The sequence below is a fragment of the Desulfitobacterium chlororespirans DSM 11544 genome (assembly GCF_900143285.1).
In the GTDB taxonomy this organism is placed as follows: Bacteria; Bacillota; Desulfitobacteriia; order Desulfitobacteriales; family Desulfitobacteriaceae; genus Desulfitobacterium; species Desulfitobacterium chlororespirans.
In genome coordinates this window covers 101,940-121,124 of sequence record NZ_FRDN01000013.1, presented here as the reverse complement: position 1 = coordinate 121,124, position 19,185 = coordinate 101,940, and the positions used below count along the sequence as shown (strand labels likewise).

17 protein-coding genes and 1 other annotated feature are annotated in these 19,185 nt (G+C 45.0%); of the genes, 9 read left to right on the top strand and 8 right to left on the bottom strand.

The annotated features are described in order from the left end of the window. The first annotated feature begins 69 nt into the window (after positions 1 to 69). From BUA14_RS19960 to BUA14_RS19945, 4 genes are all read left to right on the top strand, one after another. Positions 70 to 720: a Crp/Fnr family transcriptional regulator gene (locus BUA14_RS19960; RefSeq protein WP_072774201.1), complete on the top strand. Its 651-nt coding sequence runs from the start codon at positions 70 to 72 to the stop codon at positions 718 to 720. Positions 721 to 981: 261 nt separating this feature from the next. Continuing rightward, positions 982 to 2,274 (top strand): MFS transporter, encoded by a 1,293-nt coding sequence (locus tag BUA14_RS19955; protein ID WP_242954703.1) that lies wholly within the window; start codon positions 982 to 984, stop codon positions 2,272 to 2,274. A 569-nt stretch (positions 2,275 to 2,843) separates the two neighbouring features. Beyond that, positions 2,844 to 3,185 carry a PadR family transcriptional regulator gene (locus tag BUA14_RS19950; protein WP_427846697.1) on the top strand — a complete coding sequence of 114 codons (342 nt, stop codon included), beginning with the start codon at positions 2,844 to 2,846 and terminating at the stop codon, positions 3,183 to 3,185. Beyond that, positions 3,182 to 3,805, top strand: a complete 624-nt coding sequence (locus BUA14_RS19945) for a DUF2812 domain-containing protein (RefSeq protein ID WP_072774199.1) — start codon at positions 3,182 to 3,184, stop codon at positions 3,803 to 3,805. The genes BUA14_RS19950 and BUA14_RS19945 overlap by 4 nt, the downstream gene beginning before the upstream one ends. 137 nt (positions 3,806 to 3,942) lie before the next feature. Here BUA14_RS19945 and BUA14_RS19940 read toward each other — a convergent pair whose 3' ends face one another. The 6 genes from BUA14_RS19940 to BUA14_RS19915 form a co-directional block, all read right to left on the bottom strand. Continuing rightward, positions 3,943 to 5,106 (bottom strand): DUF4317 domain-containing protein, encoded by a 1,164-nt coding sequence (locus tag BUA14_RS19940; RefSeq protein ID WP_072774198.1) that lies wholly within the window; start codon positions 5,104 to 5,106, stop codon positions 3,943 to 3,945. 103 nt (positions 5,107 to 5,209) lie between these two features. Continuing rightward, positions 5,210 to 5,656, bottom strand: coding sequence for a DUF6773 family protein (locus BUA14_RS19935; protein ID WP_072774197.1), 447 nt, complete (start codon positions 5,654 to 5,656; stop codon positions 5,210 to 5,212). Then, entirely contained in the window at positions 5,646 to 5,855 is a 210-nt protein-coding gene (locus tag BUA14_RS19930; protein ID WP_072774196.1) for a helix-turn-helix transcriptional regulator, read from the bottom strand. Before BUA14_RS19930 ends, BUA14_RS19935 begins: the two co-directional genes overlap by 11 nt. A gap of 339 nt (positions 5,856 to 6,194) precedes the next feature. Beyond that, positions 6,195 to 7,424 (bottom strand): ABC transporter permease, encoded by a 1,230-nt coding sequence (locus BUA14_RS19925; RefSeq protein ID WP_072774195.1) that lies wholly within the window; start codon positions 7,422 to 7,424, stop codon positions 6,195 to 6,197. Then, positions 7,421 to 8,140 carry an ABC transporter ATP-binding protein gene (locus tag BUA14_RS19920; RefSeq protein ID WP_084078732.1) on the bottom strand — a complete coding sequence of 240 codons (720 nt, stop codon included), beginning with the start codon at positions 8,138 to 8,140 and terminating at the stop codon, positions 7,421 to 7,423. Before BUA14_RS19920 ends, BUA14_RS19925 begins: the two co-directional genes overlap by 4 nt. A 28-nt stretch (positions 8,141 to 8,168) precedes the next feature. Beyond that, complete coding sequence (locus BUA14_RS19915) at positions 8,169 to 11,417, bottom strand: DEAD/DEAH box helicase (protein ID WP_072774193.1); 3,249 nt, start codon at positions 11,415 to 11,417, stop codon at positions 8,169 to 8,171. A 207-nt stretch (positions 11,418 to 11,624) separates the two neighbouring features. Next, positions 11,625 to 11,817, top strand: a binding site (T-box leader). 49 nt (positions 11,818 to 11,866) lie between these two features. Here BUA14_RS19915 and proC point away from each other — a divergent pair. The 3 genes from proC to BUA14_RS19900 are packed head-to-tail and all read left to right on the top strand — an operon-like array spanning position 11,867 to position 15,083. After that, a complete protein-coding gene (gene proC, locus BUA14_RS19910; protein WP_072774192.1) occupies positions 11,867 to 12,670 on the top strand; it encodes a pyrroline-5-carboxylate reductase in 804 nt (267 codons plus the stop codon). Then, positions 12,667 to 13,776: a glutamate 5-kinase gene (gene proB / locus BUA14_RS19905; protein ID WP_072774191.1), complete on the top strand. Its 1,110-nt coding sequence runs from the start codon at positions 12,667 to 12,669 to the stop codon at positions 13,774 to 13,776. The genes proC and proB overlap by 4 nt, the downstream gene beginning before the upstream one ends. Positions 13,777 to 13,829: 53 nt before the next feature. Next, positions 13,830 to 15,083: a glutamate-5-semialdehyde dehydrogenase gene (locus BUA14_RS19900; protein WP_072774190.1), complete on the top strand. Its 1,254-nt coding sequence runs from the start codon at positions 13,830 to 13,832 to the stop codon at positions 15,081 to 15,083. 207 nt (positions 15,084 to 15,290) lie between these two features. On the opposite strand, the gene BUA14_RS19895 is transcribed toward BUA14_RS19900, so the two are convergent. Further along, positions 15,291 to 15,896, bottom strand: a complete 606-nt coding sequence (locus BUA14_RS19895) for a hypothetical protein (protein ID WP_072774189.1) — start codon at positions 15,894 to 15,896, stop codon at positions 15,291 to 15,293. A gap of 114 nt (positions 15,897 to 16,010) precedes the next feature. After that, on the bottom strand, positions 16,011 to 17,282 hold the full coding sequence (locus BUA14_RS19890) for an amidase domain-containing protein (RefSeq protein WP_072774188.1): 1,272 nt from the start codon (positions 17,280 to 17,282) through the stop codon (positions 16,011 to 16,013). Between the two features lie 395 nt (positions 17,283 to 17,677). Here BUA14_RS19890 and BUA14_RS28795 point away from each other — a divergent pair, with 395 nt between their 5' ends. Together BUA14_RS28795 and BUA14_RS19885 are read left to right on the top strand one after the other, a co-directional pair. Beyond that, complete coding sequence (locus BUA14_RS28795) at positions 17,678 to 17,806, top strand: hypothetical protein (protein ID WP_282433383.1); 129 nt, start codon at positions 17,678 to 17,680, stop codon at positions 17,804 to 17,806. 74 nt (positions 17,807 to 17,880) lie between these two features. Then, entirely contained in the window at positions 17,881 to 18,879 is a 999-nt protein-coding gene (locus BUA14_RS19885) for a hypothetical protein (RefSeq protein ID WP_072774187.1), read from the top strand. Positions 18,880 to 19,185 lie beyond the last annotated feature (306 nt).

The window sequence follows — 19,185 nt, the reverse complement described above, 5'->3', positions numbered from 1 at the left end:
TATAGACTTTTTCGAAAATCTAAACTAAGATATAGAAAACAATTTCACATGCGGATGGAGGAGAAAAGAATGTCTTACAACAAGGAGTGGCTTTGCTGGTCGAGCAATGAACTTAATGATAAGATTGTTGAAAAGATTCTTACGACTTGTCCGGTTCGAAATTATGCTAAAGGCGAATTCATTTACCGCCAAGGAGAGAAAAAAGATGTGTGCTTTCTGGTCCTTAAAGGACGGATTGAAATCAGCTCTGAAAATGAGGATGGACAGAGAAAAGTGTTTGGAATTCGAGAGCCACGATGTTTCATTGGAATTTCAACATTGGACGGATCCCCGTCTTTAGTGAATGCTATTTGCTTGGAAGCTGTTGAGGTTGCGGTTGTAAGTGCTCAAGATATTAATAAAGGTGACAGAGAAGTATTGCTTTATTTACTATTGAGCGTGATCCAGATGAATAAACAATTAACTTCCCAACTCAATGGACAAACGTTTGATGATGTGGAAAATCGGGTTGAGAATTTGCTAGTGACGCTTTCGGCAACTTTGGGTAAGCATGAAGCAGACAGTGTGGTTGTGACAGTGCCTCTTACTCATCAGTTAATTTCTGAAATGGTAGGCTCTTCAAGGGTGAGGGTATCGCAAATTATTGGAGAGTTAAATAAGTCCGGTGAACTAGTGATGAACAGAAGTAATTACAAGCTCCTTAAAAAATCAGCATTATAAATAAGAATTCAGGTTAAAACCGTGCGAAAAATTTTTTGCACGGTTTTTTTATTGGCTAAATTCAGGATGTTTTTAAATTTCTAAAAATTATTGTTGCTTTGTAAAATGTTTAACAGACTGGAATTACATGGATTTATATAATTTAAATGAATGAACTCAAAATTATAATTAATAAGGGAGGATAGGAAGAACAGTTAATGAAGTTTTCTGGAATGATATGTTTTTTAAAACCTGAAAAGGAGAGTGGAATTTTTGGCAAGAGTGAATGTTCATAGAACTATTGACAATGGTAAGATGAATAATTTCTTTGGATCTATTTGGATCGTCTTGTTTTTTGCCTTAGTCGTTGACGGCTTTGATCAAGCAGTTTATGGTGCAGCACTTCCGGTACTCATGAAGGAATTGAATCTGGATCCTACAGTCAGTGGGCTTCTTGGCAGTGCAAGCTTATGGGGATCTGTCCTGGGCGCATTGCTTTTAGGGTTTTTAACCGACAAAATTGGCAGAAAGAAAACATTAAATGCCTGCGTATTTTTATTTAGCTTTTTTACAGCACTTTGCGCAATGGTGGGTTCTAATATTTACCTTTTTGCGATTTGGCGTTTTTTCGCCGGGATGGGAATCGCTGCAATAACACCAGTATCGAATGCTATTTTGTCTGAATACAGTCCTAAAAAATCAAGAAGATTTCTACTTACAACTAATGGCATAGGTGTAACGTTGGGTCAGATGACCACTTCGCTTTTGGCAGTTTGGCTGATTCCCTTACTGGGATGGAGAGGTTTTTTTGGTGTATCAATTTTTGGACTGATTCTGATTCCTTTGGTTGTTAAGTTTATTCCTGAAACGATGATCCTAATCTTGAAAAAAAATGATAAGAAGGAAGTTGTATCGATTTTAACCAAAGCAGACCCCAGCTTTGTTCCTCAGGCGGATGATGAGTATGCAGTGGATGAAGAGCAAAAAGTGAAAGGCTCCGTAGGGGAATTATTCAAAAACGGGCTGGCTTGGAATACAATCCTGATTTGGATAATGTTCTTTGTGAATATGTGTATAATTTCTACCTTTTTGGTATGGTTCCCGAAGATCGTTACTTTAATGGGTTATGAACTGAAATCCGCTTTACTGCTGAACACTATTTACTTTTTAGGATCCTGCTGCGGCTTTATTTTGGCAGGCAAAGTCGCCGAAAAAATTGGGTATAAGTATACAATCCTTACTTACTACATTTTAAATGGTATCTTCCTGTTCTTAGTAACTATCAAGACATCTACTTTTATATTTGGAGTCATCTTATTCCTATTTGGTTTCACACTGATGATGCAGGGCATGCTATATCCGTTTACGGCGGCAAACTACCCGTTGGCAGTACGCGCAACAGGGTTGGGGATTGGCGCAAGTGTGACCCGTCTGGGGGGAGCAATTGCTCCCATTGTCATAGGCATATTAATTGCTCAGGGCATGACCCCGGTTGGTGTATTACGTATTCTGCTGATTCCTGTGGTATTGGGTGCGGTAGCTGCTGCGCTGACAAGGAAGCCTGGCTTTGAGTAAACCTAGTGAGGTCATCATGAGGGCCTACCCAAGACAGCCTTATTCAATTGTCTGACGAAGGGCGTGTCAAGTTACGTTTTGAAAAACGTAACTTGACACGCTCCTTTGGCTAGAAACAGAAAAATAATTACGTCTATGTAGGGTATCCTTCAGCATTTAAGCCCTGTTTTTGTGAACAAAATATATACTAAACTCAGAGACCTAACATAATTTAGAAAAACTAAGTTATAATGAAGAAAGCATGAGTAGGACGAGGAGAAGTTTCAGAATTAAAAGCCCAAGTGGTCCTTTAATTATTAAGGGAGAACAACAGTCAGTAAATTGGCTGCTGAGCACCAAATCAGCTTGGTCGTCATTGGTCACTGAAAGACTGATTTTTCGAACGAACATCCGAAGTATTTGGAAAGGTCCTTCTGATATTGTCCCCAAACGCGACAACGTTGTCGCGTTTGGGGACATCTAAGTATGATCTTATTACGGTGTTTTTCCCCGCAAATATATATTAACTATTGACCTTATTACGTTTAGTGATATAATTTATATTACAGTAAACGTAATATTAGCCGGGAGTGATTTCTATCAGGGACAATATCAAAGGCGGTGCGCTGACAGAAACAACATTTCTTGTCTTACTGGCTGTCTATCAACCCAACCACGGATACGGTATTATGCGGTTTATTGAAACTGCGACCAAGGGGCGGGTCACTCTGGGCGCAGGCACCTTATATGGCGCTATCAATGCATTGGTAAAGAAGCAATGGATTGCCCCTTTTGGCGATGAAGCGGACGGCAAGAAAAAAGAGTATATCATCACCGGTGCCGGAAAACAAAAAGCTGCAGAAGAATTGGGACGCATGGAAGAAGTCTTGCAGTTGGCATCCACAATAATAAGGGAGGATGAGGATCAATGAGCAAAACCTTCTTTCGTTACTTTTTTGATTTTTTGGATGGACAGGAAAAATGGTTGAACAGCATGGCCGGGCGCGGCTACCGGTTAAAGAAATGCGGTAGAATGACCTATACTTTCGACCGGTGCCAACCAAATGAATATGAATATGCCGTTGAGTTTGTCGGGGAGAAAGCCTATGCCAAAGCCAAAGATTATCGTGACTATCTTGAAAGCATGGGTTTTCGTACCTTTACCAAAAACATCAATCTCAATTATGGAAAAGTAAGGTGGCGGCCCTATGGAAAGGGCATGGGGCAGATTGCCACAGCGCCCGGAGGGTACAATAAAGAGCTTTTGATTTTGGAAAAAAAGAGGGATGGCAAGCCCTTTGAGTTGCATACCGATGTGAGTGATAAACTGCATACTTACAAGAACGTTGTCTATGCCTATACTTGGGCTGTACTTTTGCTGCTTGGGCTGATTTCCATAACCTTTATTCCCAATGTATCGTCAATGTCTGTTGCTATGACATGGGTGATCAGAATTCTCCTGGCCGGCCTTGGCGTTTTGTTTATGATCCCGGCAATAAACTATGCTTCATTAGTCAGCCGCTTAAAAGAGGAAAGCAAGCTGTTCGAATAGGGAAAAGGCATAACTTGAAGAGAACATAGTATTCTTTACAGATAAATAAGGGCCGAGCGAACGAAACAAGACAGGAAAACGGCATAGCCAAACCAGCTATGCCGTTTTCCTGTCTAAATACTGCTTTATTCTTCATTCTAAAATGCTTCGGTGCTTAACTCAAAGCCTTCGAGATTGACGGTCTCATCAATTTCAATCAACAAATACCGTTTGCCGTCCCGCTTGACCTGTTTAATATAGCGTAAGTCCTGAGGGTTTACGGAAATACTCACGGTATTGTTCTCGATTTTCAGAGACTTTCCCTTAAAGTTGGGAGCGATATTGGCCGCCTTAAATTCATATTTCTCCGTACCCGTAACCTTCAGGAAGGCGGTTTCTAATTCCTGGGTGTTGCCGACCCCGCTGGCCTGAAGAATTTTTTCCATATCCTTTAGCCCGACGCTGGCTGCTTCAGGGCTTTCTTCCTCTTCATTCCTCGTGATCAGGGTATTGAGGCTTTCGTAGATATCGGCGATCTTCTCCGCTTCGATTTCTTTTCCCGCCACTTCCTGAACGATCTCCAGGAATTGCTCTTTTTCTGTTTGTGCCGTCCTCTGAAAATCGCATCCCAGCACTTGGGACAGAAACTCCGGGTTGGGGGCATTGGCTTTGCTGGAATAATAAACCACTTTATTCACATCCGCCGCATCATCATGCCAGGCCGGGAACATAAACCCATCCAAAGGAGCCGACAGATTGATGGTGACATCCATGGGGATATCGGCTTTGAACACTCGATCTTCAAAATCGAATTTAAGGGCGGTCTTGGGAAGCATGACGGGATTAATACTCCCCATGAAAAATTCAAAAGAAAAGACCACGTCATCCAGCCCTGAATCATCCTCGGCGGAGCTTCTTTTCGAGGGCTTATAGACCTCACCCCGTAAAAAGGTAAGCATGTAATCCCCTTCATACTGGCAGTTTTCAATGATTCGATGAGCGATTTCTTCAGTTCCCACAGCGAAATGATGGGGGTGTAAGGTTTCGATGAGCGCCCTTTGGAAGGGGTTTTGCCCCAGCTTATTATCGGTAAATTCCAGCTCAAAAACCTTGGCATCAAGAGGTCCGGTGAGGAGTTTCTTAAAATTCTTAAGATAAAGATCCTGCTTTTGGGCATCCATTCTTTCGAAATACTCTTTTTCGATGCCGATGACCTGCTTTAAATCCCCTTTAACATAAATGCTCACAACTTCGGCGATCTTTAGTTTCGTATTATTCACTTTAAATTCTTTGCGGATACTTGCTACATCGTTTTTATTCATCTCGATAGCTCCTTCTGTTTAGCACTCCTATAAAGGTAGCAAATTTTAGGGATTGGAGTCAATACTCACATGATAATGAGTAAAAAAAGAGCACCTTCCGGTGCTAATCTTCATCATCAAATTCTGTTTCATACTTATGGGCTTTATGCCGATTGTAGCCGTTGGCAATAAAGTAAACAACAACGAACAGGACCATAAACAAAACCAGGAAAAGGACGGGCTTATGAAAATCGACGATAGTGGATCGGTTCAGCATTCCGAAAACAAACAAGGCGGCTGTAATCAATAAGGTTGAGGCAACGAACAAGAGATTATTGCGATATTGTTTACTGCCGGGAGAGCTATAGAGGCTGATCTTCATAGTGTGCATGCGAACAAACTGATAAAGAGGAAAGAAGATCAGGATCAGATATTCTGTGATGCATTCAGTGAGACTCATCTCAAAGGCTAAGGTTTTGACGAGAAAAGATAAGGCAATGGCCAGATAAGTGATCACAGCCAGTTCACTGCGAATTTTATTCTGGGCTTGTTCGATTCGTTCATCTTTCATGTTCATCATCCTCCCAAAAAAGGTCATTTAAAGTTTTGCCAAGGGCCCTGCAAATGGCTATGCATAACTGTAAAGAAGGGTTGAATTTACCGGACTCAATCATGCCGATGGTCTGGCGTGTCACTCCCACGGTTTCGGCCAATTGCTCCTGGGACATATCCAAGCCGGCCCGTGCCCCCTTTAATCTAAGATTTTTCAATCGTTATTCCGCCCCCTTTCTTCTCCCTTTACAATTCATATAGTAAATCAAAATAAGCAAAATGTCAATTATATATTACATAAAGACGTGTTAAGCTTCCCTCCTTCCTTAATTGAAAGGAGAGAAGCCATTTTGTAGAGTGAGATGCAGGCTTTGCAATGGACAACTGAATAATTGTAAACGAAACGCAGTTTTTGTATCTACTTAAAAAAGCTGAAAAGAAAAAAGAAAAAGACCCAGCGACCTAGGGCGACTGGATCTCCAGATACTATCGATCCTCGTGAGGGTCATTATCAAGATAGAGCAATACCCTTTGTGCTATAGATGGAGCATGAGTATCTAGTTGCTTTGAAAGAACGTCAGGCTATCCGCAGTAATTTTGCTGAGGAAAACCCCAACAGGCAGTAACACCAGCCCTAAAAGCCATTGTTGTGTCAAGAGGGTGACCGCCAAACCCAAAAAGATAAGCCCGGGACAAATGAAGAAAAAGAGAAACCGGCCGGCGGCTTTTTGCTTTATTTCCCGGTCCAGGACAAATAAGGAGACGAAGGGGGAGTTGATCCACTCAAGCCACTGCAGCTTTCCCAGGGAGGCCAAAAAGAAGATGGCCCCACCCCAGAGGATCCATTGCCATAGAGAAGGCAAGATCGTAAGAAAAGCTCCATAGATGCCCACGACTTGCAGATAAAAGAGCATGTTGGAACGGTGGCGCAAAAATCCCTTGAGGCCAATTTCGGTTAAGACTTTATCAGCACTGCGTTCTTTAAAGAGCGGGCCGGAGTTTTTGAACAGCCAGGGATGCTTTTTTAAGCGTATGGGCTTTTTGGCATAAGTCCCCATGTATTTCAAGAACACATTGGCAAACTTCATTTTTTCGGTTTGGGCCAGGGAAATATCTTTGAGCAAGGTGGCCGGCAGAGACAGCCTGTAAAGGATCAGCAGGATCAGCAGCAGAAGGAGAAAAAAGGTCAGCAGAACATAAAGGGGCCGGTTGCCTATAAAGGCAAGGGCTGCCCAAAAGAGGGCGGTATAAAATCCGAGCAAGGGAATTTGGGCCAGAAGGTAGCGCCAGCCTTCCCAGCGATGCTGAAGGCATTGCTTGAAGAGACCGGCGTTGATGCGGCAGATCAAGAGGAGGAGAAAGAACCAAAAGAAACTGGCCAGATCCACATGATGAACAGCCAGCAAAAAAGGTGCACAGAGAAAGGCCAGCAAACCGGTGATGAGGAGATTGGCTAAGATCTGAAGAGCGATGCTGTAAACCACGAGCCCCTTAAGCCAGGAACGGTGCTGAAAGAGGAAGAGCTGATCCGCTTCTTCCACAAAGATTCGCAAGGTGCCTGACCAGCAAAACACTACAGCAATGGGCAAAAGGATGGTCAAGGGCAAAGCGAAAAAGAAGGCAGGGGGTTCCTGCCACCAGTCCACATAGGTATCCAGGAAAAGAGCTAAGCCGGGGATGACGATATAGAGGGCTACGATCCAATCCACCACCAGCTTCCAAATAGAATATTGAAATTTCCAGTCGGCAAAAAGGCGATGCCGGAAAAGACGATGGACATTGTTCATGGCTGTATCTCCAGGAGGTTGATAAAGCAGTCGAAGAGAGAGCCTTCCGGCAAGCGGCTTTGCCGGCGTATATCCTCCAGAGTGCCCTGACTGATGATGGTTCCTTCATGAATAAGGATGAAAGAAGTGCAGATCTTTTCCGCCGTATCCAGGGAGTGGGTGGACATCAGGATACCCGCCCCATCCTGACGCACTTGGTCCACGAGCTGGAGAAAATCCCGCATCCCGTGGGGATCCAAGCCAATGAAAGGCTCATCCACAATATATAGAGGAGGGCGCAGCAAAAAGCCGAGGATGAGCATGACTTTTTGCTGCATCCCTTTGGAAAAGGTGACAGGGAGTTGGTGCTTCTCCTTATGGAGGCGGAAGAGCTTCAGCAATTCTTCAACCCTGGGCACAAAGGTTTCCGGGCTCATTTTTCCCACGGCTGCGGCGAACTCCAAATGCTCCCATAAGGTGAGGTTATCATAGAGGACCGGTTGTTCCGGAATATAGGCATAATGGGTGTGGGCATTCTCAAATTCAACCTTTCCCTCCAGATAAGGAAGCTGCCCCATGATCGCCTTGAGGATCGTGCTTTTTCCCGCCCCATTGGGCCCAATTAATCCGACAAGTTCACCGGATCTTACCTCGAAGGAGATATCTCTGAGGATGGGCTCTTTTTTTAAGTATCCGCCGGACGTAATGTTGGCTTGAACGAGATTCAATTTCAGCACAGCCTCCTTTCCTTGGTTTGGGCTTGCTTTAGTTTAACTCGAAAAGGTCTCTTAATTCCTCCTCGGTCAATTTGGACAGCATGGTTTCACCGGGCTGGATGACGGAATCGATGAGCTTTTTCTTCTTAGCTTGCAGGGCGTTGACCTTTTCTTCAATGGTTCCCTGGGTGAGGAGTTTGATCACCTGAACAGAGTTCTGCTGTCCGATGCGGTGGGCCCGGTCGGTGGCCTGGTCTTCAACCGCTGGATTCCACCAGGGATCGAAATGGATTACAGTGTCGGCGCCGGTCAGGTTTAAGCCGGTACCCCCGGCTTTCAGGGAGATCAGGAACACCTGGCCCTCGCCGTTATTAAACGAAGCGGCCATCCGCGAACGTTCGAGAGCTTTCGTGGACCCACTGAGATAAAAATAGTCAATGCTTTCAGACTGGAGATACTCTCCGATAATATCCAGCATGGAGGTAAATTGGGAGAAAACCAGCACCCGGTGGCCGCCGGCTAGGCTATCCCCTAAGAGTTCCTGGAAGAGGAGCATTTTGCCGCTTTCCCCCGTATAATTGTCGATGAACATTCCCGGATGGGAACAGATCTGCCTTAGTCTGGTCAAGGCAGCAAGAATTTGGATCTGGCTTCTGGCAAAACCATGAGTGGCAAGCTCCTGGGCGATCTGGCTTTTGGTCTGCTGAAGATAGGCCAGATAGATTTTTCGCTGCTCCTCGGTTAAGGCGGCTTTGATTTCCGTCTCGATCTTGGGGGGCAGCTCTTTCAGAACGTCTTTTTTTAACCTGCGCAGGATAAAAGGTTTGATATGCCGGCTCAATTCCCTCAGGGCCAAGGGATCGCTGTCTTTAATGATCGGAGTAGCGTACTTTTTCTGAAATTCCTGGTGAGAGAGCAGATAGCCCGGCAGACAGAAATTAAAGAGAGACCAAAGTTCGGCAAGAGAATTTTCGATAGGTGTGCCGGTCAGGGCAAAATAACTCTTCGCTTTAATTCTCTGAACAGATTTAGCGTTCAAGGTCTGAGGATTCTTGATGTTCTGAGCTTCATCCAGGAAGCAGTAGGAAAAGTCAACTTCGGCAAAGGTCTCGATATCCCGTCGGAGCAGAGCATAGGAGGTGACGACTAAATCAGCTTGGTCGAGGCTCTTTAGCTGCTCCTGGCGTTCCTGAGGTGAGCCGTCGACCACCAGGATAGTCAAGCCCGGCGCAAATTTTTCCCCTTCCGCCTGCCAGTTATAGATCAGAGAAGTGGGGGCGACGACCAGAGCAGGGGAGGCAAGCTTTTCGGACAAGATAAAGGCCAGGGTCTGCAAGGTTTTTCCCAGTCCCATATCATCGGCCAGAATGCCGCCGAGACCATAAGCAGCCAGGGTTTTAAGCCAGCGAAACCCCGTCTTCTGGTAATCCCGCAGCACATTCATAAGGTGTGGAGGGGGATCATATTCTCCGTCCTGGGGCTCAAGAATGCTTTGGACTAATTGTTTAAAGGCTTTATTGCGCTGAATCCCAGGTAAATTGGCCTGACGCAAAAAGCTGTCGATATACATGGCTCTGAACTTGGGAAGCTTGAGAGTCTGCTCGTTCAAATCCTCCCCACTCAGGTTTAAATGCTCCAGAAACATAGCCATGGATTCCAGTTCAGGCTGCCTCAGGTCGAGAAAGGAGCCGTCCCGCAGCCGGTAATAGTTCCGCTTCACCTGCAAAGAATGAAAGATATGGGTCAGCTCATCCCGGTCGATATCACTATATTGAAAGGATATCTCCAGCAGGTCTGAGGATTCATCCAAACGCACCCGGCCGGAAAAGCTGGTGGAAGTGCGAATGGTAAGTTTGAAGTCATCCGAATAGAAAGTTTCCGCACAATCTTGGAGCTGGGGAAGCCAGGTGGTGATGAAAGCAAAGAGCTTTTCATCATCTTCCAAACTTATTACCCCTTGGGAAACGATAAATTCTGCTTGCTCAAAGATCCCCAGTATTTTTCTTTCCTTGTCTATGTTGCGGATAAGAATTTGCGCGTCAGCTGCCTCCTGGCGATTAGCCCCTATCTGAGAGGTGAAGGGATTGATTATATGATCCCCGTAATGAAATTCCAGGCGGGCTCGGATGCCGAAGTCACCCATCCTATCAAAATAGATCCTGGCCTGCAGCTCTTCCCGTACGAATTTTTCGGCCAGTTGGGGGTCAATGGCAACAGAACCCATCTGTTCGATCAGGGGTATCGCTTCCGAAGCAAAAAAATCTTTCTGATGGTCCGGAAAGGTGAGAGTTTGGAGGTTTTTTCCTGACATAACTTTAATGAGGTTAGGCAGGAAGGACTGTTGTTCAGATGAGACCTGGTAGATATTCTGATCATAAAGATAATAGCGTCCATCCCCGGTAAGCTGCAGGGGAAGCTTGCTTTTCAAAGCTAAAGTCAGGTCCTGCTCTTTAGACTGAATGGCAAAATCCAAGGGGATATCCTGACGTATGATCTGGAGGGAGGGGGAAAGCTGAGGTGATCCGCCTCTTGAGGAGGTGAGGGCTAAGGAGAAGCGTTTAGCGCCTAAAGCATCAAAGAATTTGCCTAAGTAATATTCAGTTAAAACGAAGGGTTTTTGGCTGAAGGGGGAGGCATAGTGGAAGCTCCGCTGCTCATTGAAGGCTTCATATTGCTTTAACATTTCCTGAAACATGTGAATAATGGTTTGATCCTGATCACTGAAGGTTTGCAGAAAGGGATCATAAGTGAATTGTTTGCCGAATGTCAGTAGGTGGCCTCCTTGGATTGCGGCTAAAAACTCTTCTAAATTCTTCACAATATAAAGACGATTTTGCCCTACCTTGATTTGCAGCTGAGCGTGGACCCGGCGATGGATTTCGATTTGGAGTTCAAACTCAAGATTCAAAATTTCGCGAACAGACTTGGGGTCGAGGTTCGCAAATAAGGCCATAAAATCAGCTACGGATTCTTTAACAACAGCCAATCTTGGCTGAGAACCGGTCAGCCTTCTTTGTGCGGCTTTCAGGGCGGCTATCACATGTTTACAGGCTCCGGGGTATTCTGCAAAGGCCGGACAAGTACAATGACAGGAATGAATTGAACCATTTCTGCTCATGATAATCTCAACCTCGTAAAGCCAGGTACCCATGACGACGGCAGAAATCAGGTTTCTTTCCTCATCATGAGACAATTGGCTTACCCTGCCCTTAAGGGCATAGGCCACTCCCAGCTCGTAGGCCTTTTTACTGGAGGCCAGGGTCCGTATCTCCAGTTCGTTAATAATAGGAAAAGGCATGTTATGGATTCCTCCAAGTATTTTAAGAACTATAGAAATAGCATACCTCAGCACACTTAAGCCAGTCAAATTAAATGGAAATTACACCAACCGGTCTTACGGAAATTTAACCGTCGGCAAGGCGTCGGAAATGTGAGGAATTAGGTGGTACAGAGTACTGGATTATAACAAGGTGTTATGCTACAATATAGCTAACTTTAAAAAGGTATACCGCCGAGGAACGATCCAGTAGGTTACTCGTTTGGCAAGAGAGGGAAGGTTTGGTGCGACTTCCTGAAATGTGGTGACTGAACCCAATCGTGAGGCTTTGATGATGAATCAAACGGTTCCCGCCGTTATCGGGTTTAAGTGGCGTATGGCAATAAAGGTGGTACCGCGGAAGACTTCTTTCGTCCTTGGCAAAGGAATGAAAGGGTCTTTTTTTAATAGAAAGAGAAAGGGCGGTTCTAATGAAAAAGATCAGTTTTATCGGAGCAGGCAACATGGCTGAGGCCATTATCAAAGGACTGACGGGGGCGGGAAGCTATGAAATTCGGGTGACCAATCGCTCTAACCAGGCTAAACTGGCCCAAATGAAAAAGGACTATGGGGTCATTCCCGTCTCTTTTGGGGAGGCGGTCCAGGATTCGGAGATCATCCTTTTAGCGGTGAAACCCAAGGATGTTGGGGAAGCGTTGGCCCAAGCCGGAGAGGGTATGAGGTCAAACCAACTCCTGATCAGCGTGGCAGCGGGAATTCCCCTGGCCTTGCTGGAAAAACATTTGCCTCATTGTCCCATTATCCGGGCTATGCCCAATACCTCAAGCGCCGTTTTGCATTCCATGACCGGCTTGGTCAAAGGGCAGAGCGTCACTGAAGAGAACCAAAGAGATGTGGAAGCTATTTTTGGGGCGGTTGGGAAGTATATCTGGATAACTGAGGAACAGATGAATCCCCTCATCGCCATGAGCGGCAGCGGACCGGCTTATTTTTACCTCTTCACCGAGGCGCTGGTAAAAGCGGGAGTGGATATGGGCTTCAGCCAGGAGGCGGCCGAGAACCTGGCCAAAGAAACTTTAATGGGGGCGGCTAAGATGCTGGCCCAGAGCGGAAAATCCCCCGGTGAACTGAGGGTGGCCGTAACCTCGCCCAAAGGAACCACCCAGGAGGCTTTGAATGTCTTCCGGGAGAAGGGGTTGGAAGAGCTGGTGGCCCAGGCCGCTAAAGCCTGCAAGCATCGTGCAGAAGCAATGGAAAGGGAGTATTTGGGGTGAGTGACCTGCGTAGAATCGTGATCAAGGTGGGGAGCAGCAGTTTAAACCATCCTGAAGGCGGTCTTGATGATCAAGCTATTCGGAGGATTGCCGGAGTCATTGCTGAGATCCGCCGGCTTGGCTTAGAATGTGTCCTGGTCAGCTCGGGAGCAGTGGCTGCAGGGGTGGGGAAGCTGGGCTTGAAGGCCAAACCTAAGGATGTGGCCGGCAGGCAGGCGGTTGCCGCTGTAGGTCAGGGAGTTCTGATTGAAAAATATGCCCTTGCCCTGGAGGCCCGGGGCTTGGTCTGCGCTCAGGTCCTGCTGTCCCGCCTTGACTTAGCCGAGGCCTCCCGTTACCGCAATGCTCAAAACACCTTGGAGCAGCTGCTGCGTTATCAGGTGATTCCGATTATCAATGAAAATGATACTGTGGCGGTGGAAGAGCTGTGTTTCGGGGATAATGACCGTCTTTCCGCACTGGTGGCGGGTTTGGTTCATGGAGATTTGCTGGTGATTCTCACGGATGTGGACGGACTCTATTCCGCCAATCCCAAACTCGATCCTCAGGCCAAGCTCATTGAGGAAGTGGAGGATTTGACCCAGGTCATGCACATCGCCGGAGGTGCGGGCAGCTCCATGGGTACAGGCGGGATGGTGACCAAACTAAAGGCAGCGGAGATCGCCACCCGTTTTGGTATGGGGATGTTCCTCCTGCACTCCAAGCGCATGGAAAAAGTCATTGAACTGATTCAAGGGGAGCGGCCTTTAGGCACCTACTTTTTCCCGGCCGCCCATCGCATTATGGGCAAGAAACGCTGGATCGCCTATGGCGGCTTATCCGAGGGGAGCATTTTTATTGACGAGGGGGCCGTAAAGGCTTTACTCAAAGGAAAAAGTTTGCTGGCTTCAGGCATTACCGGTATTGACGGCATCTGGGAACGCAAAGAACTGGTACGCATCAATAACCCGGATGGGATTGAGGTGGCTCGCGGCTTAGTGGAGCTCAGCAGTGAAGAGTTGGAAAAAGTCCGCGGCAAGCACTCGGAAGAGATGCTGGACATCATCCCCAATTTAGAGGGAGAAGAGGTCGTTCATCGCGATAATATGACCTTGATGATCGAGTGAATCAAGGGGACAGGTCCCGTTTTTCAAATTCGGATTGAAAGGAGACGATGAGGATGGATTTTGCACCGGAACTGATCACAATCGGTCAAAAAGCTAAAGATGCCGCCCGTAAGCTGGCTTATGTCGGCACCGCCGCCAAGAATAGGGCTCTTCTGGCGATGGCGGAGGCCCTGCTGAGCCATGAACAGGAGATCCTAGAGGCCAATCAGAAAGATGTAGAGGCGGCCATTCAAAAGGGAACCAAAAAATCCTTGGTCAATCGCCTGGCTCTAACCTCGGAAGGAATCCGCCAAATGAGCGATTCCCTTAAAGAAGTGGTGAATTTGGGAGATCCAGTGGGGGAAGGGGAGTTTTGGACCCGCCCCAATGGTTTGCGTATTCAGCGTACCCGTGTTCCCTTAGGTGTGGTGGCCATGATCTATGAAGCCCGTCCCAATGTGACGGTAGATGCGGCGGCTCTCTGCCTGAAGTCCGGCAATGCGGTCATTCTCCGGGGAGGCTCCGAAGCTATTGAGAGCAATAAAGTTTTAAGCAAGGTGATCGCTGCGGCTGCGGAAAGCCAGGGTATGCCGACGGCCTGCATTCAGCTCCTGGAGAATACGGATCGGCAATGGGTCGGGCAGCTTATGAAAATGAACGGGTATGTGGATGTCATCATCCCCAGAGGGGGAGCAGGGCTCATTGAGACGGTAGTCAGGGAATCCACAGTCCCGGTCATTGAGACCGGGACCGGAGTATGTCACGCTTATGTGGATGGGGATGCCGATCTGGCTAAAGGGGTCAGCATTGTCTTCAATGCCAAAACCCAAAAACCCGGAGTATGCAATGCCCTGGAGGCCGTATTGGTGAATGAGGCGGTAGCTCAGGAATTTCTGCCTCTGCTGGGAGAAAAATTCCGGGATTATGGGGTGGAGATACGGGGCTGTGAAAAGACCTGCGCTATCCTGCCTTATGCTATCAAAGCTACAGAAAAGGATTGGGGAATAGAGCATCTGGATCTGATCATCAGTGCTAAAGTGGTCAAAGATGTGGATGAAGCCATGGATCATATTTATCAGTATGGAACCAAGCATTCGGAAACCATCATCACCGAGAACTACACCATAGCCCAGCGGTTTTTAAATGAGGTGGATGCCGCAGCCGTTTATATCAATGCCTCTACCCGCTTTACCGACGGCGGCCGCTTCGGTTTCGGAGCGGAAATCGGCATCAGTACCCAGAAGCTTCATGCCCGGGGACCTATGGGGCTGCAAGCGCTGACCACCATGAAATATATGATCTATGGTGAGGATCAGATTGTCATTTGAGGCATCTCCATTAAAAATTAAAGCAATAAGGTGTTTTTAAATCTATTACTCAGTTTCTCAACCGCTATGTCAACAAGATGGTCGATATCATGGAAGAATAGCCAGCGAAGAGAAGTAGGTGTGTCACACCCCTTACACACCTGCTTCTCTCCTGTCTTTAGCACGCTTTCCTTCGCCGGCATCTCTGCAATATAGATTCATTTATTTTTATTTAAACAATTCGTGAACCCTATCTCCGCGAACATAAGTTAGAGAACTCACTGTCCATTCAGATGCACGCAAACAGCCAAACTCACCATTATTGAATATAACGGCATTGTGACTATAATTGCCGATTTTATCAAAATCCATCACGTCCAGGATTGAAACCAATCCGTCAAACGGTTCTTCCATCGGCTTATAAGCTGTTTTCACCAGGTTATTCTTTGAAATGGTATAGACGTACATGCTTTCACTGGCACCAGGATGGAGCTGTACTGTATTTCCGTCTTTGCTAACGGAGACAACACAGGAATCGTCCGCACAGCCGATCGACTGTAAGTTTAGGCTGCATATAAGCTTTTGTGAATCAAGATTATAGACAAACAGTCCGAGATAGCTATGAAAAATTACGATATTATCGGAAGCATAGTCGAGGATGGGCAGATGCGCTCCCATATTCTGATCGGATGACCATTCGGCAACAGTGGGTTCAATCGGCATCTTATATTCACCTTCTTTTGGGTCCGATCTAAAACTAGTACTTATTGCTGCTATGACAATAAGTATGACAACAGCAATCACTCCGGGCATAATTTTTTTATCCTTCAACACTTTCTTGATTCCCCCTTGGGTTAGAAAACTCATTTTTTTGTAGCTACACCTTCAGTTAAAAAGAAAGGGCTGCCGCAACATTGCGGCAGCCCCAGGTGGTTAGTTGTAAAAAAATTAATAATTATATACATATATGGTGCGCTTACTTCCACCAGGAGCCATATTGTCAACAGGATCATTGTCGTTGTAGTTATAGCGATCCGTTCGGCCTGTCACATAAGCATAAGCTCTAGCCTGGTCTGCTGAATACACCTTACGCGTTATGATCGTCGAATGAGAATACACAGAGTCTCCAGAGAATCTGAACTGAACGATATCACCTACTGACCATAAACCTGGATTATTACTGTAAGCATAGCTATAACCAGCAGGAGTATTCGGATGAGTATTACTTATCAAGAAATTATACAGCTCAGGAACACCACTCCATGAAGAACTTCTATTGCCATCATCTCTGAAGTACCAACCAGTACTGCTAATGCCGCTTCCACCGGTATCATAGACATTAGCGCCTCCTGCTAACAATGCATGTGAAACAAAGTTTGTGCAATCCCAGTTTCCCGAGTACACTGAAAAATCAAAATAAGGAACTGTACCATTACCACTACTGGGATTAGTTTTATCATAGTTTGCCCTTGCATATGCTAAGATAGCGTTGGGACTCAAAAAGCTTGTTCGCGATGGTATTATACTGCTAAGTTTAGAATTTTGCTCTTCATATACTTTATAGATATCATTTTTCAGCATTTCTTGTCGGGCAGTTACATTAGCAGTTATAGCAAAAGGATAAGCACTACGAGTTGCCATTTCCATTGAAATATTAGCTTCCTCGTCTCTAACTGCTATATCATAGTAATTGGTAGGGCAGTAAAAATCAGTGATTAAATTCTTGACACGGTCATAGACAACGTATACTACTTCGCTTACAGTTGATATATCAGGTCGTTCCCCAAGCATAGTATAATGACTTGCATAATTATACGTAGTAATGACCTGAAACTTAACTTTAAGAAAATCTTCAGACATTTCATTTTCTAAAAGTTTAACCTGAATAGAATAATTTTCCTTATCAGTTTGATTAAGGCTAGTAGCATACTGATGAGTGTTAGCCTTATCTGCAAGATAAGAACTTATGTCAGTATCCATAATTTTGCTCAAATCATTATTAGCGCCCATATCTTTGTTTTCATAAAACAATACGATAGCTTTTTCAACAGTTGAAATAGTATCGTCTTTCGAAATGTTCACAGAAGCAGCGAAAACTGGAACACTAAGGAACAGGCCTAAAGTGATAAAAGCAACAAAGGATAATGCTCTTATAGCGAATTTTTTTTCATAAGAAAAACCCCTTTCAACAACAAAATTGTAAATGGCTCGAACTACCATCCTATAGAATCACCACCCTTCTTGATTGGACTTACCAGAATAATTTCCAATATAATACAACATATAGAAGTGCTGATCAAAAGCATTTCTTTTGGGTATTCAGAATTTGAGTTATCCTGGATTGTATATCTAATTAATAAATATTATGCCTATTTATCCAAACATTGTCAAACGAGGGGATTTAAAAAAGCCTCACATTGGTCTAAACTTCATGCTTTATTATTCATTTGTCTATTTTGCATTAGATTAAGATCGGATTGTCACTTAAAAAATTCCATGGACACTCTTACCATGGATTCAATTCCCTAAATAATAGAACTCAGACTCATCCATACTATTTTTAGAGTTTCATATTCATTATGGGTGTCTGTCTTGTCTATTAAGGAGGAATTGAAATGGATAAGAGAATCATGGAAAGCGTCAAAGAGTTTTACAAAAATGTTAAAGGGCAAGACTTCTTCTTGGACCTGAGCCCGTATCCTGTTAACCTGCCTGAAGAACAGGAGAGCAATTATAGAAACTAGATGGATGACATGACTCACCTTCGGAAAGACTAGGAAAGTTGTTAAAACTATGCCGTTTTTGAAGGAGTACAGTCATGACCGGTTCAACACTCACCATTCTGCTTAGCTTTGGGACGGGGATTTTGTCCCTGGTAGGGCTTATGTCCATCTTTATCTCTATGAACAGTCAACATAATGTGCAGCGCAGCCGGGAAATCCTCTGGACCTTGGCTGCGTTGCCCTATGAGAAGAATTTATTTCATGAGAAAGGCACGATTGGCAAAGAAGTCTTCCGCAGCTTCATTCTCTATGAACAAATCATCAACCAAAAACATGGCTTTTCCAAGATTATTATCCAATTTGTCCAATATGCCCTGGGGTTCTGCATCCTGATCTGGACCACGATGGGCTTCAGCCTCATCATGTCGGAACGCCCTCTTTTTGAAAAAGCCTTCATCTTCAGCGGCTGGCTGTTGACCGTCTCTTTTACCCTGTACTTTATCCTGAAAATCTTTGAGGAACTTAAAAGCACCAGCAAAGTAGGCCGCCTGCCAACCGTCGAGGAAATCGTGGATGCGGATCGCGTCAACTTAGGGATAAGTGTGGTGACCTTGGCTGCCATCTCCTCCTGTATTCGGATGGTGGATTCCAAGGTCTATTTGGGTTTCCCGCTGCCCTTCAAAAACCTGCGTATCAACCTTTCTTTTTTTGATTCCCAAGAGGGAGGCTTCCCCAACATTGGCTCCCGGCTGACCTTTAAAGAGTGCATGACCAGCTATACATGGCTTGATGCAGAGAAGTTTGAAATCCTGGAAGATGACTATTGCTGGTATCTGGTTAAGATTCTCGATCATCATCAAAACAGGCACAAAGATATTTTGATTACTCTGGAGATATTAAGTCAGCAGGGCTTGGTGACCGCTGAGTTCTATATCGAAGAGTTTTCAGGCAAAAAGGAGACCAGTTTGAATATTTATCCCTACTCCTTTGAAGAACGCTTTATTAATCGGGTAAGCACCCTGGATCCCTTTAGTATTAATCAAATAAAGAGCAGTAAAGATGTGAAGAAAGATGTTAACACTTGTCTGAATTAATGGAGAGTTATCAAATAATGTAGAAAAGAAAACTATTGTTAGTTAAAGCAACATATATTGTGTGAAAGTTTTAACTAGTTGATATTGACTTTTTTGGCAGGGATAGTGTATCTTCATCATGTAAAGTTTCAGATTAGCAACAATTTCTAATCATCAACTTTAACCGCTGCTTAAATCCCCAATAAATAGTATCGAATCCGAATCTTAAAAGTATTGGTTGCGGCATATACAATAGAATATATGTGAAAATTAAATCAATCACTAATCATTCTAAGAGCAGTACCTCTACAAATTATCAATAATTTT

Bases quoted from the DNA above. Each gene is read 5' to 3' on its own strand.
- BUA14_RS19960 (WP_072774201.1), top strand. From the start codon at position 70: ATGTCTTACAACAAGGAGTGGCTTTGCTGGTCGAGCAATGAACTTAAT.
- BUA14_RS19945 (WP_072774199.1), top strand. From the start codon at position 3,182: ATGAGCAAAACCTTCTTTCGTTACTTTTTTGATTTTTTGGATGGACAG.
- BUA14_RS19940 (WP_072774198.1), bottom strand. From the start codon at position 5,106: ATGAATAAAAACGATGTAGCAAGTATCCGCAAAGAATTTAAAGTGAAT.
- BUA14_RS19935 (WP_072774197.1), bottom strand. From the start codon at position 5,656: ATGAAAGATGAACGAATCGAACAAGCCCAGAATAAAATTCGCAGTGAA.
- BUA14_RS19925 (WP_072774195.1), bottom strand. From the start codon at position 7,424: ATGAACAATGTCCATCGTCTTTTCCGGCATCGCCTTTTTGCCGACTGG.
- BUA14_RS19915 (WP_072774193.1), bottom strand. From the start codon at position 11,417: ATGCCTTTTCCTATTATTAACGAACTGGAGATACGGACCCTGGCCTCC.
- proC (WP_072774192.1), top strand. From the start codon at position 11,867: ATGAAAAAGATCAGTTTTATCGGAGCAGGCAACATGGCTGAGGCCATT.
- BUA14_RS19900 (WP_072774190.1), top strand. From the start codon at position 13,830: ATGGATTTTGCACCGGAACTGATCACAATCGGTCAAAAAGCTAAAGAT.
- BUA14_RS19890 (WP_072774188.1), bottom strand. From the start codon at position 17,282: ATGGTAGTTCGAGCCATTTACAATTTTGTTGTTGAAAGGGGTTTTTCT.
- BUA14_RS28795 (WP_282433383.1), top strand. From the start codon at position 17,678: ATGGATAAGAGAATCATGGAAAGCGTCAAAGAGTTTTACAAAAATGTT.
- BUA14_RS19885 (WP_072774187.1), top strand. From the start codon at position 17,881: ATGACCGGTTCAACACTCACCATTCTGCTTAGCTTTGGGACGGGGATT.